At 64.3% G+C, this 16856-nt stretch carries 16 protein-coding genes; 9 read left to right on the top strand and 7 right to left on the bottom strand.

Annotated elements, in window-relative coordinates; all coding sequences use genetic code 11:
* The 3 genes from RT582_RS13155 to RT582_RS13145 form a co-directional block, all read right to left on the bottom strand.
* A partial coding sequence (locus RT582_RS13155) for an LON peptidase substrate-binding domain-containing protein (RefSeq protein WP_313477753.1) occupies positions 1–496 on the bottom strand: 496 nt, incomplete at its 3' end.
* Between the two features lie 10 nt (positions 497–506).
* Positions 507–1226, bottom strand: coding sequence for an LrgB family protein (locus RT582_RS13150; protein WP_313477751.1), 720 nt, complete (start codon positions 1224–1226; stop codon positions 507–509).
* Complete coding sequence (locus tag RT582_RS13145; RefSeq protein WP_313477747.1) at positions 1223–1585, bottom strand: CidA/LrgA family protein; 363 nt, start codon at positions 1583–1585, stop codon at positions 1223–1225. Before RT582_RS13145 ends, RT582_RS13150 begins: the two co-directional genes overlap by 4 nt.
* A gap of 227 nt (positions 1586–1812) precedes the next feature.
* Here RT582_RS13145 and RT582_RS13140 point away from each other — a divergent pair, with 227 nt between their 5' ends.
* The 3 genes from RT582_RS13140 (at position 1813) to RT582_RS13130 (ending at position 4680) form a co-directional block, all read left to right on the top strand.
* Entirely contained in the window at positions 1813–2268 is a 456-nt protein-coding gene (locus tag RT582_RS13140; RefSeq protein WP_003301687.1) for a MaoC family dehydratase, read from the top strand.
* A 77-nt stretch (positions 2269–2345) separates the two neighbouring features.
* A complete protein-coding gene (locus RT582_RS13135; RefSeq protein ID WP_313477744.1) occupies positions 2346–4019 on the top strand; it encodes a C13 family peptidase in 1674 nt (557 codons plus the stop codon).
* Between the two features lie 19 nt (positions 4020–4038).
* Complete coding sequence (locus tag RT582_RS13130) at positions 4039–4680, top strand: oxidoreductase (protein WP_313477741.1); 642 nt, start codon at positions 4039–4041, stop codon at positions 4678–4680.
* Positions 4681–4866: 186 nt separating this feature from the next.
* Here RT582_RS13130 and orn read toward each other — a convergent pair whose 3' ends face one another.
* Entirely contained in the window at positions 4867–5409 is a 543-nt protein-coding gene (gene orn, locus RT582_RS13125) for an oligoribonuclease (RefSeq protein WP_003301682.1), read from the bottom strand.
* Between the two features lie 28 nt (positions 5410–5437).
* The gene (locus RT582_RS13120; protein WP_228208129.1) at positions 5438–6244 is read right to left on the bottom strand and encodes a class I SAM-dependent methyltransferase; all 807 of its coding nucleotides are present in this window, start codon (positions 6242–6244) and stop codon (positions 5438–5440) included.
* 123 nt (positions 6245–6367) lie between these two features.
* Between RT582_RS13120 and rsgA the strand changes: the two genes are divergently transcribed.
* Positions 6368–7399, top strand: a complete 1032-nt coding sequence (gene rsgA, locus RT582_RS13115) for a small ribosomal subunit biogenesis GTPase RsgA (RefSeq protein ID WP_014818941.1) — start codon at positions 6368–6370, stop codon at positions 7397–7399.
* Positions 7400–7407: 8 nt separating this feature from the next.
* Here the strand turns inward: rsgA and motB are convergent, their stop codons facing one another.
* Positions 7408–8409, bottom strand: a complete 1002-nt coding sequence (motB, locus tag RT582_RS13110; RefSeq protein ID WP_313477737.1) for a flagellar motor protein MotB — start codon at positions 8407–8409, stop codon at positions 7408–7410.
* Between the two features lie 9 nt (positions 8410–8418).
* Positions 8419–9270, bottom strand: a complete 852-nt coding sequence (gene motA / locus RT582_RS13105; RefSeq protein ID WP_313477734.1) for a flagellar motor stator protein MotA — start codon at positions 9268–9270, stop codon at positions 8419–8421.
* A gap of 166 nt (positions 9271–9436) precedes the next feature.
* On the opposite strand from motA, the gene RT582_RS13100 reads away from it, so the two are divergent.
* The 5 genes from RT582_RS13100 to RT582_RS13080 all read left to right on the top strand — a co-directional run bounded on the left by RT582_RS13100 (position 9437) and on the right by RT582_RS13080 (position 16827).
* The gene (locus RT582_RS13100; RefSeq protein WP_313477731.1) at positions 9437–10951 is read left to right on the top strand and encodes an HDOD domain-containing protein; all 1515 of its coding nucleotides are present in this window, start codon (positions 9437–9439) and stop codon (positions 10949–10951) included.
* A 47-nt stretch (positions 10952–10998) separates the two neighbouring features.
* Entirely contained in the window at positions 10999–11814 is an 816-nt protein-coding gene (locus RT582_RS13095; RefSeq protein ID WP_278349505.1) for a rhodanese-like domain-containing protein, read from the top strand.
* 11 nt (positions 11815–11825) lie between these two features.
* Positions 11826–12719 (top strand): archaetidylserine decarboxylase, encoded by an 894-nt coding sequence (gene asd, locus RT582_RS13090; RefSeq protein WP_221103390.1) that lies wholly within the window; start codon positions 11826–11828, stop codon positions 12717–12719.
* 141 nt (positions 12720–12860) lie between these two features.
* Positions 12861–14699, top strand: a complete 1839-nt coding sequence (locus tag RT582_RS13085) for a molecular chaperone (protein ID WP_313477726.1) — start codon at positions 12861–12863, stop codon at positions 14697–14699.
* A 61-nt stretch (positions 14700–14760) separates the two neighbouring features.
* The gene (locus tag RT582_RS13080; protein WP_313477722.1) at positions 14761–16827 is read left to right on the top strand and encodes a GGDEF/EAL domain-containing response regulator; all 2067 of its coding nucleotides are present in this window, start codon (positions 14761–14763) and stop codon (positions 16825–16827) included.
* Positions 16828–16856: the final 29 nt, after the last annotated feature.

Here is a 16856-nt window from a genome sequence, read left to right as displayed (position 1 = left end):
GCTCCGCATCGAATGGCAGCAGGTAGGCCAGCTGACTGGCCAGAGCTGCCTGATCGCTCACCGCGCCGCCCAGCCCCAGGGTTTTCACCATCGGATGCTGACCCAGCGCGGCGAGCAGTACGACGAGGTCGGCGTGCTGCTCGGCCAATGGTTGGCTGTCGGCTTCGCTGCGCCAGGCGACTTGGGCGACGGCCAGCTGGTCACGCAGTACTTCGAACGATTGCACATCGAAGCGCCGCCCGCCTTCGACCCGGATACCCAACAGGCCGTTGGGCAGCTGTTGCCAGTCGCGAATCAGCGCTTCGCAACCGATATGAGAGAACGCCGCCGGTGCTGCGCCAACCTCCTTGCCATCCAGGATATGCACCACGCCAAAGCCATGCCCGGCCTTGAGGCACTGGCTGACCATGTCGAGATAGCGTGCCTCGAATATCTGCAGATCGAGAAAACAACCGGGGAACAGCACGGTATCCAGCGGGAACAACGGCAATCTCATGGCGACTCCATCACAGCAGCAAGGCAACCACCAGCGGCAACAGCACCGCAGTCATTACCCCCATCAGGCTCATGGCCAGGGCCGCGAACGCACCGCATTCGTCGCTTTCCTGCAGCGCCTGCGCGGTGCCCACGGCGTGGGCGGTCAGCCCGAGCGCAATGCCGCGGGCCGCAGGATGCTGAACGCCAAACCGGCGCAACAGTTCCGGACCGAAAATCGCGCCGAGCACGCCGGTGATCATCACGAACACCGCCGCCAGCGCCACCACACCGCCGATCTGCTCGGCCACCAGCATGGCGATCGGCGAAGTGACCGACTTCGGCGCCAGGGTCATCAGGATCATGTCATCCGCGCCGAAAGCCCAAGCCAGGGCCATACCCAGCGCCGTGGCAAACACCCCGGCGACCAGCAAAGTGATCACGATCGGGCCGAACAACTCGCGAATCCGCCGCAGGTTCAGGTACAGCGGCACGGCCAGCGCAACGGTGGCTGGCCCGAGCAGCAGCGTCAGCCACTGCGCACTGATGCGGTATTCGTCATAGTCGATACCACATAGCAGGAGGATGCCGACGACCAGCGTCATCGACACCAGTACCGGTTGCAGGAAGACCCAGCGGGTCTTCTCGTAGGCGGCGAAGGCCAGCTGAAACGCTGCCAGGGTGATGCCCACGCCGAACAGCGGATGATGGATCAGCGCCTCCCAGGCGGCCTGCCAGTGCAGTTCGATCATGCGCCCTCCTGTTGACGTCGCTTGCGCCGGATCAGCGTCTGCATCAGCCAACCGGTGAAGACCAGCGAGACCAGCAGCGAAATCACCAGCACGCCGACGATGGCCCAGAAATCATCGAGGATCGCCTCCGTATAGCCCATCACCCCCACCGCCGGCGGTACCAACAGCAGCGGCAGGTAGCGCAACAGACTGCTCGCCGCCAACTGCAGTGATTCGCTGGCCCGGCCGCGCGCCAGCAGGCCGGCGAACAGCAGCACCATGCCGATGATGGGGCCCGGCAGCATGGGCAGGAACAGCACATTGAGCACGGTGCCGAGCAACTGGAACGCGACCAGCCAGGTCAGGCCTCTGAGCAGCATGGGAGCCTCCCGCAAAATTGCGACAGTATAAAGGGCAACGCCGGCAGGCGCCCGCGCTGCGCTATGACGGGCCATTCGCGCTGCCGATGCTGGTTTGCCGCGACTCCCGCCCGTGCTGATCTAGAGCTGCACACGGCGCAGAGCCAGTCGAGCGCTTCGGGCCCGGCACTGCCCCTCTAGCCAGGCTGCACATCCTTGCAGCCATACAAGAACGATCAGGAGAACACATGCCACAGGTACCCGTCGCACAGCTCAAGGATTACATCGGCAAGGAACTGGGCCACTCCGAGTGGCTGACCGTCGATCAGCAGCGCGTCAACCAGTTCGCCGACTGCACCGGCGATCACCAGTTCATCCATATCGATGCCGAGAAAGCCGCGCAGACGCCTTTCGGCGGCACTATCGCCCACGGATTTCTGTCGTTGTCGTTGCTGCCGATGTTGTCTGGCGATCTGATGGTCGTGCCGGAAGGCACACGGATGGGCGTCAACTACGGACTGGACAGCCTGCGCTTCATCCAGCCGGTACGGGTCGGCTCGCGGGTGCGCCTGGGGCTGACGCTGATCGACGCCTACGAGAAGAATCCCGGGCAATGGCTGCTCAAGGCGCGCGCGGTGATGGAGATCGAGGGCTCGGAAAAACCGGCCTACATCGCCGAAACCCTGGCGCTGTGCGTCCTCTGAGCGGCAACCCTGCGCGATTGTCGCAGCCCGCCCGGTTTGCGGCATACTGCGGACGTCCTGCCTGAGCGGATGTCCGCATGCTGCGTCTTCTTCCCTTCCTGTTACTCGGTCTGCTCACCGCCTGCGGCGAGGGCGAGCCTCTCACCCCTGCCGATGGAGTGCTGCCGGACGGCGGTCGCTATCGCGGTGAAATCGTCGATGGCTTGCTGCAGGGCAGCGGTCGTATCGACTATCCGAACGGCAGCTATTACCTCGGCCAATTCAAGGATGGCCAGTGGCATGGCCTGGGCACTTGGCAAAGCGCCACAGGCGATCGCTACGAGGGTGAGTTCAGGCAGGGCTTGTTCGACGGCCTCGGCCGTTTCAGCTATGTCGAGGGTGGTGTCTACGAGGGCGAATTCCAGGCTGGCCGCATGCATGGCCACGGGCGTTTCAGCCAGGACGGCACGGTCTACGAAGGCGAGTTTCGCAACAACCTCTACCACGGCCAGGGCAGCCTGGAATACGCCGACGGCTTCAGTCATCGAGGGCAGTTCAGTGAAGGGCAGCCGGATGGCCCCGGCACCCGCAGCGACGCCAATGGTCAGCTCGGCGGGCATTTCAGCGCGGGCAATCTGAATGGCGAAGGTCGCTTCTCGACCGAGCAGGGCGAGCGTTACAGCGGTCACTTCGAAAACGATCAGTTTCATGGCCAGGGACGCTACGAGGACGGCGAGGGAAACGCCTGGAGCGGCACCTTCGTCCACGGCGAACTGAGCGGCACCGGCACTTATGTCGCCAGCGATGGCAGTCGCTACAGCGGGCAGTTCCGCAATTGGCGCTACCACGGTCAGGGCCGTCTCGATCGCGCCGACGGCAGCTTCTATAGCGGTGGCTTCCGCCACGGTCACTTCGACGGCGCGGGCGTACTGACCCAGGCCGACGGCACCGAGCTGCGCGGCAGCTGGCGCAATGACCGGCGTATCCGCGACGAGCAGGGGCACGCACTGCCGGACCCGCTCGAGCTCGCGCTGCTGGAACAAGGCCCGCTGCTCGAGCGTGCGATCAGTGCGCTGCCGCCGCCCAGCCCGGCCCAGGACCTCTATACACTGACCGTGGCCGGCGATGGCCGGCAAAGCGTGTTCATGCGCGAAACCGATTACGTACAGCAGTTGCTCGCCGAGCGCTTCAGCGCCCATGGCCAGCTCAGCCTGGTCAACCACCGCGACCATCTCGCCGATCGGCCACTGGCGACCCGGGAGAACCTGGCTCGAGCGATTCGCGCGCTGGCCGAGCGCAGCGGCGAGGAAGACCTGATCTTTCTCTATTTCACCAGCCACGGCTCGGCAGACCACGAACTGGTGCTAAACCAGCCGCGCCTTTCGCTGGACGATTTGCCGGCAGCGGATCTGGCGCAACTGCTCGCGCCACTCGCCAAGCGCAAGGTCATCCTGGTGATCTCGGCCTGCTATTCCGGCGGCTTCATCGAGCTGCTGAAGAACGAACATACGCTGATCATGACCGCCGCCCGCGCCGACCGGGTGTCCTTCGGCTGCTCCGAGCAAAGTGATTTCACCTACTTCGGCCGCGCGCTGTTCGCCGAAGCGCTGCAGGAAACCGACGATATCGTGCAGGCCTTCACGCTGGCCGCAGCAAAGGTTGCCGAACGCGAGCAGGCCGACGACTATCAGGCATCGGAACCGCAAATCTGGGCGCCGGCCCCGGTCGTCCAACGCTGGCAGGAGCTGCTGCAGCGGCGCGCCACCCAATGATCGCCACAGGAGCAAGACCATGTATTTGACGCCACAGCGCATTCTGCTTGCCGGCGCCACCGGACTCACTGGCGAGCACCTGCTCGATCGCCTGCTCAACGAACCGACCGTCGAACGCGTGCTGGCGCCCACACGCAGACCGCTGGCGACCCATCAGCGCCTGGAAAACCCGGTAGGTGAGCTGCTGACGTTGCTGCCAACGCTGCGCGGCGAGATCGACACGGCCTTCTGCTGCCTGGGCAGCACGCTCAAGCAGGCCGGTGGCCAGGAGGCGTTCCGCGCCATCGATCATGATCTGGTGCTGGCGTTCGCCCGCCGGGCGAAGGAGATGGGCGCGCGCCACCTGCTGGTGATCAGCTCGCTGGGGGCCAACCCGGACAGTTCGATCTTCTACCTCAAGGTCAAAGGCGAAATGGAAGCGGCGCTGCAGCAGCAGGACTGGCCACAGCTGACCATCGCCCGCCCCTCTCAGCTGATCGGTCCACGCCTGGAGCCACGGTTGAGCGAACGTATCGTGGCGCCCCTGTCGCAGCTGCTGCCGGGCAAGTACCACGGCATCGAGACCTGCACGCTGGCCCGAGCGCTGTGGCGGCTGGCGCTGGAAGAAGGCGACGGCGTACGCATCGTCGAATCGGATGAATTGAGGAAGCTGGGGAAATAACTGTCGGCGCCTCGCCAAAAGGCGCCGATTGACCACTGGATGGACGACGCTGCAGCAGCGCTCTCACGATGATCATCAGTGACGTAGGGTGGATGTCGTTTTTTACATCCACCTGGCCTCGTCGGTGGATCGGTGAAGCGTGATCCACCCTACGATCCGCAAACGCGTCAGGCGTTAACGCCCCTTTCAGACCTTGATGAAATGCTCGCGGTAATGCCGCAGCTCGGCGATGGAATCACGGATGTCGTCGAGCGCCAGGTGCGTGCCGCTCTTCTTGAAGCCTTCCATGATCTGCGGCGCCCAACGTGCCGCCAGCTCCTTGAGCGTCGACACGTCCAGATTGCGGTAGTGGAAGTAGGCCTCGAGCTTCGGCATCTGCCGGTAGAGGAATCGTCGGTCCTGGCAGATGCTGTTGCCGCAGATCGGCGACTTGCCCTTGGGTACCCACTGTTCGAGGAAGGCCAGCGTCGCCTGCTCGGCCTCGGCGGTGGAAATCCTGCTCTCACGCACGCGCTGTGTCAGGCCCGAGCCGCCGTGCTGACGGGTGTTCCACTCATCCATGCGCGCCAGTGTTTCATCGCTCTGGTGTACCGCGATCACCGGCCCCTCGGCCAGCACGTTGAGCTGACTGTCGGTGACGATGGTCGCCATCTCGATGATGACGTCGTTGTCCGGATCCAGACCGGTCATTTCCAGGTCGATCCAGATCAGGTTCTGCGGGTTCTGCATGGCGGGCTCCTTGGCTGTGCGGCGCAGTTTAGCCGCTCGTATCGACGCCGTCAGGTGTCGCGCCACCGGGGTACCAGATCAGCAGCCGCGAGCGGCGCCAGTCATTCAATTGCTGCACTTCAACCGGCTCGACCCCTGGCACCGCGAAGCTGTTGCTGATCAACAGCGCGCCGGGACGCATCTCGGCGTGCGCCTTGTCCCACAGGGCGGCCATGGGTGCCGGTGAGAGGAAGCAATAGACCACGTCGTACTCGGCGAGATCGACCCGCCACAGACTGAGCAGGCGAATATGGCAGTTGCGCCGCGGCAGGCAGCGCAGCCAGGACAGTGCGAAGGTCAGCGGCGCGGTTTCCACGCCAATGAACTCCGCCGCCGGAAAGTCCCGTGCCAGGCGCGACAACGTGCCGGCCAGGCCGCTGCCCAGGTCGATATAGCGGAAACCCGCCGGCAGCTCGCTCAGCCGGTTGCGCAACTGGCGCTCGGCTTCACGACCGGTCAGGTAGAGCGGCACGCGCTCGGTGAAGGCATTCCAGTTCAACAGCAACAACAACGTGAATGCGCCCAGCGGCAACCAGCCCGGCACGTCGAAATCACGCAGCAACGCCAGGCCAGGAACGAACATCAGATTGATCGCCAGCCACCAGGCCGACAGCCCGAGCCGGGCCCCGATCAGCGCCGCCAGACAGCCCTGCGCGACTGCCACAAGGATGAGACCGGGACGCACACCCAGCACGCCGACCAGTCCGAGCAATAGCAGCCAGACCACCAGCAGCGCCAACAGCTGGGCCAGCAGCGCACGCAGGATGGGCAGGCGAGTAACGACAGAAGCAGGCATGACCGACAATCGAACGGGTGAAGGAGCGCCAGTCTAACCCTCCGGCTTCAGCGCGATACAGGCCGAAGTGGGCGGGTTGCAGCATGCTAGACTCGCTCACCAACCTCAGAGACAACCGAATTCATGGCCAAACGCCAACTCAACCGCCGGCAGAACTGGCGTATCGAGAAAATCCAGGAAGAGCGCGCCGCCCGCGCCGCGCGGCGCGAAAGTCGTGCACTCGAAGAACTCGAAGGCGGCGATCTCGGCCCGGAGCAGACCGGACTGGTCATCGCGCATTTCGGCGTGCAGGTCGAGGTGGAAGCACTGGAAGGCGAACACAGCGGGCAGGTCTTTCGCTGCCACCTGCGCGCCAACCTGCCGGCACTGGTCACCGGCGATCGTGTGGTCTGGCGCCCGGGCAACCAGGGCATCGGTGTCATCGTTGCGCAGCTGCCGCGACATTCGGAACTCTGCCGCCCGGATACCCGTGGCCAGCTCAAGCCCGTAGCGGCGAACGTCGACCTGATCGTCATCGTCTTCGCGCCGCTACCGGAGCCCCACGCCAACCTGATCGACCGCTATCTGGTCGCCGCGGAGCACGCCGGCATCACGCCATTGCTGCTGTTGAACAAGGTCGACCTGATCGACGAGCAGAACGAAGCCGCGCTGAATCGCCTGCTGGAAGTCTATCGGCAGCTGAACTACCCGCTGCTGGAAGTCTCGGCCCACGGTGGTGGCGGCATGGAAGCGCTCAAGGCGCGGCTCGACGGCCACGTCAGCGTCTTCGTCGGGCAATCCGGGGTAGGCAAGTCTTCGCTGGTGAACAGCCTGTTGCCGGGCGTCGACACCCGCGTCGGGGCGCTGTCGGAAATGACCGGCAAGGGCACCCACACCACCACCACGGCACGTCTGTTCCACTTTCCCGGTGGCGGCGAGCTGATCGACTCCCCCGGCATCCGCGAATTCGGCTTAGGTCACGTCAGTCGCGCCGACGTCGAAGCGGGCTTCATCGAATTCCAGGATTTGCTCGGGCACTGCCGCTTCCGCGACTGCAAGCATGATCGCGAGCCCGGCTGCGCCCTGCTCCAGGCGCTGGAGGACGGGCGCATCCAGCCGCAGCGAATGAGCAGTTACCGACACATTCTCAGCAGCCTGCCAGAACCGGATTACTGATCTGGCGCTCAGCCCTCGCCGGGCTGACTGAACTGCAGCACGCCATCTTCGAAGATGTTCAACCGCTCCCGCAGTTGCTCCGGCTGTAACGGCTCCTCCCCAGCCGGCGCCGCGCCGCCAGATGGCGCGACTTCGCCTTCGGCAGCACCGGTCGAATCCGTGGCAGCGGGCTGCTCATCCTCGATCGAACGCTGCGCCTTCTTGGTCAGCACCAGAATATCGATGCGGCGGTTGACCGGGTTGAACGGGGCCTTGCGATCGAACAGCGCCGACGAGGCGTAGCCCACGACCCGTGCGATCTGATCTTCCGGGTAACCACCGATCACCAGCGTGCGGCGTGCAGCGTTGGCACGCCCGGCCGAAAGCTCCCAGTTGCCGAAGTCGCTGCGCCCCGAGAAAGGCTTGGCATCGGTGTGGCCGCTGACGCTGATTTTGTTCGGCACCGCGGCGATGGTGTCGACCAGCGCCAGCAGGATGTCTTCGAAGTAGGGCTGCAACTGGGCGCTACCGAGGGCGAACATGGGCCGGTTCTCGGCATCCATGATCTGGATGCGCAGGCCGTCCTGGGTGATCTCGAAGAGAATCTGGTCCTTGAACTTCTGCAGCTCGGGATTCTCGTCGACCTTGTTCTGCAGCTCCTGCAACAGCAGCTCGAGGCGCTCGCGCTCCAGCTGTTCGGCGAAGGTTTCCACCTGATCGCTATCGATCTGCGCTTCGCTCTGCGCCGGCTCCAACTCTGGATTGAGGGTGCGGTCCGGCGAGGGTGTCGGCGTCCCCCCCAGGTCGATGACGTGCGGGCTGGCGCTTTCGGTGAAGCCGATCGGATCCTGGAAGTAGCCGGAGATCAGTTTCTTCTGCTCTGGCGTCGCCGAACTCATCAACCACATCACCAGAAAGAACGCCATCATCGCGGTAGCAAAGTCGGCGAAGGCGATCTTCCACGCGCCGCCATGGTGGCCGCCCGCGACCTTCTTGACCCGTTTGACGATGATCGGTTGAGTGTTGTCCATGACGAGCCTTTAGCTGCCGCGCATGGCTTGCTCGAGCTCGGCAAAGCTCGGGCGATGCGCCGGATAAAGGACCTTGCGCCCGAACTCGACAGCCAGCGTCGGCGGCATGCCGGATGCCGAAGCCACCAGCGTGGCCTTGATCGCCTCGTAGACATTCAGCTCTTCCTTGGCGTCGTGCTCCAGCGCCGCGGCCAGCGGACTGAAGAAGCCGTAAGAGGCCAGGATGCCGAGGAAGGTACCGACCAGTGCCGCCCCCACCTTGTAGCCGATCATCGCGTTATCCGCCTCGGCGAGGATCGACATGGTGATGACGATACCCAGTACCGCCGCGACGATACCCATCGCCGGCAGGCCGTCTGCCACCTTGGCGACCGCATGAGAGGGATGGTCGAGCTCTTCCTTCAGGCTGTTCAGCTCCATATCGAACAGGCCTTCGAGTTCGTGCGGCGCCATGTTGCCGGACGACATGATGCGCAGGTAATCGCAGGTGAACGCGGTCATCCGCTCGTCCTGCAGAAACCCCGGGTACTTGCTGAACAGTGGGCTCGCAGCTGGATCTTCGAGGTCCGCCTCGATAGCCATCAGGCCTTCACGACGACTCTTGTTGAGGATCGAGTAGAGCAGGCTGAGCACTTCCAGATAATAGGTATGGGTAAAACGGGTGCTGAACATCTTCAGCGATTTTTTGAACACCAGCATGGTGGTGCTGGCGGGGTTGGCCTGCAGAAAACCGCCCAGCGCCGCACCACCGATGATCATCACCTCGAACGGATGGATGAGCGCGCCGATCTTGCCGCCAGAGAGCACGAACCCGCCCAGCACGCTGGCGAACACGACGATGATCCCGATTATTTTGACCATAGGAGGTACGTCTAAAACCTGGTTACGAGCCGTCCGGATCAAGGGCAAATAAACGCCCAGAATCGCCACCAGACGACCTTGCGAAAGGAATGTTGGAAGAATTGTTCTGGTTATCGGAACTTTTGCGCCAGACTAAAGGCCATCCCGATGAAAAGCTAGTTCGGCCATGACCACCACACCTCCGCTGCCACGCACGATACCCGCCTGGATCAAGGCTCTCGACGACGCACCCCTTCCCGCGTTTGCCGGCGTCCATGGCAAGGTGCGACTGGCGCTACGCGACAGCAGCAAGTCGATGCGGCAGATCGCCGAACTGATTCAGGACAGCCCCGTGCTGGCGCTGCGTTTCATCCAGGAGGCCAATCGAGGCATCGGCGACAGCCAGCCGGCCGAGAGCCTGGAGGTCGCGCTCAGCCGCATCGGCCTGCAGCGCGCCGAAGCGCTGCTGGCGCGCATTCCGGCCATGGAGGCCGCCGACATGCCGCAGCCGCTGCGGCAACTGGTACTAATCAGCCGCCACGCCAGCCAGCAGGCCAACGGACTGTTCGCCGCCCGCCTCGCACGACTGTGGCAGGACATTCACTGGGGCAGCCTGCTGTTCCTGTCTCCCGCCTGGGCGCTGATCGGCGCCTATCCGCATCTGCTCGACAGTTGGGAGCAGCGGGTACTGGTCAAGGGCGAGCCGGCCAGCAGGGTCGAGCGCGAGCTGCTCGGCGTATCCCTGCTGGAGCTGTGCCTAAGGCTTGCTGAGCATTGGCGGCTGCCGGACTGGATCATTCAGGGTTATCGCCTGCTGGGCACCGATCGGCGGCGCCTGATCAAGGCCCTGCATATTGCCCACGACAACGAGCACCCGCTGCATCAGCAGCAGATGCTCGACGCCGACCCCGACCTGCGCCGCTGGCTGACGCTGCCGAGCAACACCATCGTGCTGGCCAACGGCCTGGCACTGTCCTCGCACCATAGCTGGAGCGGCATACACAGCCTGCGCTGGCAGCGCCTGGCCGGTTTGTATCTGCAGGTGTCGCTCGCCGATCTGCAGCAGATGGTGCACCAGCAGGCGGCGACCAGCGCCCGGGAGATCGGCCGGACCGATCTCTGGCATCCGGCTCAAGGCCTGCTGTGGCCTACCGGTACCCGTTTTCAGGTGTTGCGTGCTGCGCCGGTAGCAAGCGATGCCGATCTGGCCGAATGGCGCGAGCACTGTCGCCGCCTGCTCAGCGAGCCGACGCCGTTCAGCAACGTCTTGCAGCTGACCGCTACCGCCAGCCAAGCCCTTGCCTGCGCGGGTATGCAGCGCACACTGGTGTTGCTGTTCGACCGAAAGCAGAACCGCCTGGTCGCCCAGCAATCGGCCGGCCTGCCAAGCGATGCTGCGCGACTTACCCTCACCCCCGAGCAGAGCCAGATCTTGCGCCGCCTGCTGGAAAAGCCGGCACAGCTGCGCCTGCAGCCGGCCAACATGGCACAGTTCTCGGCCTTGCTGCCCGGCAGCCTGAAAGCGCTTTTCAGCGGCGAACATCTGCTGTTGCGCTCGCTGGGCATCGACGGGCGCGTGCTGATGCTGGTGGTTTCCGACAAGAACGGCGCACCCTTCTCCGACACTACCCTGCAAACATTCGCTAAAACAACGCAGTGCATCGAGCGCGCATTGGCTACCTTCAGCAGGCGCGGGGTCTGAGCTTTTTCGCTAGACTTCGCCCCTTCTACGACTAGATGAGGGCTGCCGTGTCTGCCTTTTCCAACCTGCCGCTGGTGATCGAGCCAGCCGACCTGGCCGCACGCCTGGACGCGCCGGAGCTGATTCTGGTCGACCTGACCAGCGCCGCCCGTTATGCCGAAGGCCACCTGCCGGGCGCTCGCTTCGTCGACCCCAAACAGACCCAGCTCGGCCAGCCGCCAGCACCGGGATTGCTTCCGGATATTGCGCAACTGCAGCGATTGTTCGGCGCACTGGGTCATCGGCACGACGCGGTGTACGTGGTGTATGACGACGAAGGGGGCGGCTGGGCCGGTCGTTTCATCTGGCTGCTCGACGTGATCGGCCATCACCACTACCACTACCTCAACGGCGGGCTGCACGCCTGGCTCGGCGAGGCGCGACCGCTGACCCAGCAGATACCCGAGGCGGCGCCCGGCCTGCCGAACCTGACGCTGGACCTCGCCCCAATCGCGACCCGCAGCTACATCGAAAGCCGCCTCGACGCAGACGATCTGGTGATCTGGGACGCGCGCTCGCCGGCCGAATTCCGTGGCGAAAAACTCTTTGCCGCACGGGGCGGCCACATACCCGGGGCAATCAACTTCGAGTGGACCGCCGCCATGGACCGTGCTCGCGACCTCCGAATCCGCGAGGACATCGCCGAGCAGCTGGAGGCACTGGGCATCGTCCCGGAAAAGGAAGTCGTAACCCACTGCCACACCCATCATCGCTCCGGCCTCACCTACCTCCTGGCCAAGGCACTCGGCTACCCACGCGTCAAGGGCTATGCCGGCTCCTGGTCCGAATGGGGCAACCTGCCTGATACACCGGTGCAGCAATGAAAAGGACCCACATGAAAGATCGCCTGTTCGTCATCAGCCAGTACGTGCTGCCCCATCACCTCATCTCCCGCCTGGCTGGCTGCCTGGCCGAGTGCCGGCTGCCGTGGGTGAAGAACACCTTCATCAAGTGGTTCGTCCGGCATTTTCAGGTCGACATGCGTGAGGCCCAGGTCGAGGAGCCCACGGCCTACGAGCACTTCAATGCCTTCTTCACCCGCGCATTGAGAGACGGTGCCCGCCCGCTGGATCAGACTCCGGGCGCCATCCTCAACCCCTGCGACGGCGCCATCAGCCAGCTGGGCCGAATAGAACAAGGCCGTATCTTCCAGGCCAAGGGCCACAGTTACAGCGCCATGGAGCTGCTTGGCGGCGATCACGAACGCGCTGCTCCGTTCATGGGCGGCGCGTTCGCCACGGTCTACCTCTCGCCCAAGGATTATCACCGCGTGCACATGCCGGTCAGCGGCACACTGCGGGAAATGGTCTACGTGCCGGGGCGCATATTCTCGGTCAACACGGTCACGGCGCAGGGCGTGCCGGAGCTGTTCGCGCGCAACGAGCGGGTGGTCTGCCTGTTCGATACCGAGCACGGGCCGATGGCCATGGTGCTGGTCGGCGCGATGATCGTCGCCAGCATCGAGACCGTCTGGGCCGGCCTGGTCACACCACCCAAGCGTGCCTTGAAGACTTTCCGGTACGACGAAGCGGCGCGTGCGCCCATCCACCTTGAGAAAGGCGCCGAGATGGGCCGCTTCAAGCTGGGTTCGACGGTAATTCTGCTGTTCGGGCCGGAACAGGTGCGCTGGGCTGAACAACTGGGGCCGCTGAGCCCCGTGTGCATGGGCGAAGCGCTGGGCCAGGCGACGCCCAGCCCAACCGTCGCAGACCCGCTCGAAACCCTCTGATTCCCGCCCCAGCGACGTTCGGCAGTCCATAACTGCCGAACGTCGGCTAATATCATGAAGCCATCATTCAGTCCTGCCCGCTGCGGCAGATATTGATAGAGTTCTCATTAATTATGCCCTGACCACCGCGGAGCCAACCGTTTGGATAGACAGAGCCATCATCTGCTGTTGCGCGTACCAGCGCCCACCCGGCAGACCCTGTCCTTCTGCGACGCCAGCGTGCGCGGTGTAACCGGCTGGCTCGCCGGCTTGCCGAAAGCCAACATAGGCGAAACCGCGCGCCAGCTTTACCAGGCGCTGATCGAACTCAACCAACTGCGCATCGCCACGGAAACCCGCCTGCAGATGCTGGAACTGCTGCGGCCGGACGTGCATTTCGTCTGCAACCAGCTGGAAAAGCACTTCGTCAACCAGCCCATCGTGCTCAGCGAGCGACCACGCAAAGTCGCCGGTCTCTGCCAGGCGCTGCAGAATCACCTCGCGGTTGGCTACAAGCTGATCGTGGTGCGTGTGGCCTCCCAACCCGAGCGCGATCGTCACCAACTGTTGTCGATCGCGCTGCAACGTGCCATTCACAGCCTCGGCGCGTTGCTGATCCGCTCCACCCAGCTCTACAGCCCGGCTGCTGCCGGGTTGTGGCTCGAGCTGCACCAGCTCTATCAGCTGGCAGTCGAGCATGGCACCGAGCGCCTGCTGCTGCGCGATCCGCTGGCGCGATACTCCAAGGATCTCACCGCTGAGCAGAGCTACCTCGCAGCGCTGCTGCTCGGTTGCGCGCGCTGCAATCAGTTGCGTCAGCAGAGCATCGTCAAGCTGGCCGCAGCACTGGAGGCCTGGGGCGCCATGGCGCAGATCCAGGCAGCCAGCGCCGCCAGCAGCCTTTTCCTCCTGTCTCCGCTGGTGGACGGACCGCCGCGCTACCGTTCGCTGTTTCCCGACAGAAATCAGCAGAACCTGCTCGGCATCGATACCCGGATGCTGGTCGGCATGATCGATGAGCACCTGCGCCTGGCGCCCGACAACCGCCGGCTGAGCCGTCTGCCAGCCGCCGCAGGACTGGACGACGATCTGCTGCGCCACCTGAACTCGGCCTGGGGCGCCATCTCCGAACGAACCTTCCAGCGCACGCCGGCAAAGGGCACGCTGGCGCTGTGCATCGGCATGACCGCGCTGCACTATCGGCTCGCCGGTCAGCGCGCCTTCAACGAAGTGCTCGAACTGCCCGGCACCTCGAATCGAGCCGTGTTCAAGCTGCACAACGGCGCCGCGGATGTCTGGGCCAACGCATTCGATGCACAGAGCACCAGCATCGAACGCCTGCCGGACAGCGACCACATCGAGTTCGTCAGACCCGATGTTTCACGCGCAGCGCCAGCGACCAGAGCAGCCGCGTCTGCATCGACGAAAGGTAAGTCCACCAGCAACGAAGATCATCCGATCTATCAGGTCCAGCTGGTGGACCATAGCCCCGGCGGTTACTGCCTGGCCTGGGAAGGCGAGGTGCCCAGCCTGCTGCAGACCGGCGAGCTGTTGGGACTGCGCGAAGACACCGGGCAAACCTGGAGCATCGCCGTGGTGCGCTGGATTCGCCAGGTACGCGGCGGCAGCACGCAGCTGGGCATCGAACTGATCGCACCGCAGGCCAAGCCCTGTGGCCTGCGCCTGCTGCGCAAGGTCGACCAGGGCAGTGAGTACCTGCGCGCCCTGCTGTTGCCGGAGATCGCCGCGATCTCCCAGCCGGCAACGCTGATCGCGCCACGCCTGCCTTTCCAGGAGGGGCACAAGGTTCAGATCAACCGTAACGGCGAGGAAGAGCGCGCCGTGCTGAACCAACGCCGTGCGGCTACCGGCAACTACAATCAGTTCGAATACCGCTCCCTGGGACAGGTCGCACCGGAGCGAGAGACGCCTGTCACAGGCTGGAAAACCCACACTGCGGGCGGGGATGAAGATTTTGACTCACTCTGGAAGTCGCTGTAGATTGCCGACTCTCGCATTCCTGCCTGCCCGCGCCGCTTTGGCGCGCACTTAAGCTGTTGCCATGGCCCTGCAAAAGAAAACCATCCGCCTGCTGATTCTCGAAGACTCGCAGAACGAGGCCGAGCGCCTGGTCAGCCTCTTCCGCAATGCCGGACAGGCGACCCGGGTGCATCGGCTCACCTCCAGCGACGATCTGGCCGAAGCCCTGAAACAGACCTGGGATCTGCTGATCAACGCACCGCAGAGCGAGAATCTCGACCCCAGCGAGGCAATCAGCGCCATTCGCCGGCAGGCCAAGGACATCCCAATCCTCCAGCTAACCGCAGGCAACGACGCCGAAGCGATCACCGAAGCGCTGATGCTCGGCGCCCAGGATGCCCTGCCGCAGGGCGAGGACGAGTGGCTGCTGCTAGTGGCCAATCGCGAACTGGCCAATCTCGAAGAGCGCCGCGCGCGCCGTTCAGCCGAAGTGGCCCTGCGTGAAGCGGAAAAGCGCTGCCAGCTCTTGCTCGACAGTTCGGTGGACGCCATTGCCTACGTGCACGACGGCATGCACATCTACGCCAACCGCGCCTACCTCGAACTGTTCGGCTACGACGACGTGGAGGATCTGGAAGGCATGCCGATGATCGATCTGATCAGCGGCACCGACCAGAGCCGTTTCAAGACCTTCCTGAAGAACTACCAGAGCATGGAAGGCAGCGCCGAACTGGCCTGTGGCGGCGTGCGCGCCGATGGCGACACGCTCAAGACACGCATGCACTTCTCGCCGGCGGCCTATGACGGCGAGCCCTGCATTCAGGTGGTGATCCGCGCCGAGAACGACAGTGCCGAACTGCAGAAGCTGCGCGAGATCAGCAGCCAGGACCCGGTAACCGGCCTGCTCAACCGCAACAGCTTCCTCGAAGTGATTGACGCCGCGGTAGAGCGCGCGATCAATGCCGGTCAGCCCGCCAGCCTCGCCTACATCCGCGTTGATCGCTTCGCCGCGCTGCAGGCAGACATCGGCCTGACCGACTCCGACCAGCTGCTCAACCAGCTCGCCACCCTGTTGCGGGGTCACTTCCCCGGCGAAGCCCAGCTGGCTCGCTTCGCCGATGACGTCTTTGCGGTCCTGCAACCCGGCGTCATTCCGCAGCAGGCCGAACCGGAGCTGCGCAAGCTGCTGACCAAGGTCGAAGGCCAACTGCTCGATGTCGGCGGTCGCACGGTGCAAACCACCCTCAGCATCGGCGTTGCCGGCCTCGACGAGAAGACCGCCAAGGCTCAAGACGCGATCGAGCGCGCGCACCGCTGTGCCGATGACCTGAGCGACGGCAATGCGCTGAAGCTCTACAATCCGGCCGACGAACTGGCGGCAGCAGCCAACCGCGGCGACATCGTCGCGATGCTCAAGCAGGCGCTGGAAAGCAACAGCTTCCGCCTGCTGTTCCAGCCGATCATCAGCCTGCGCGGCGACAGCTTCGAGCACTACGAAGTGCTGCTGCGGCTACTCGATCCGCAGGGCGTGGAAGTCCCGCCGAACGAGTTCCTCAGTACCGCGGCCGACGCCGGCCTGGCTGCCAAGATCGACCGCTGGGTCATTCTCAACTCCATCAAACTGCTCGCCGAGCACCGCGCCAAGGGCCATCGCACGCGACTGTTCCTGCACCTGTCCGCCGCCAGTATCCAGGACCCCAGCCTGCTGCCCTGGCTCGGCGTCGTGCTCAAGGCTTCGCGTCTGCCAGGCGATTCGCTGGCCTTCGAGTTCGGTGAAGCCGATGCCGTGGCCTATCTCAAACCAGCCAAGGCGCTGGCCCAGGGACTCAACGGCCTCGGATGCCGCACCGCGCTCGCCCAGTTCGGCTGCGTGCTCAACCCATTCAATACGCTCAAGCATCTGGATGCCGAGTTCATCAAGGTCGATGGCTCCTACACCCAGGATCTGACCCGCCAGGAAAACCAGGAAGCGCTCAAGGCCCTGCTCGCCGAACTGCATGAGCAGCAGAAGCAGAGCATCGTGCCGTTCGTCGAAAGCGCGACCGTACTCGCTACGCTGTGGCAAGCCGGCGTCAGCTACATCCAGGGCCATTATCTGCAGGGCCCGAGCCAGTCGATGGACTACGACTTCGCCTCCGACGAGGAGTGATGCGCCGCCGGGCTGGCAGCCTCCGGCCA

The sequence above is a fragment of the Stutzerimonas kunmingensis genome, assembly GCF_032106285.1.
Lineage (GTDB): Bacteria > Pseudomonadota > Gammaproteobacteria > Pseudomonadales > Pseudomonadaceae > Stutzerimonas > Stutzerimonas kunmingensis_B.
The sequence above is the reverse complement of the archived record's forward strand: the minus strand, read 5'-3'. Positions and strand labels throughout refer to the sequence as shown.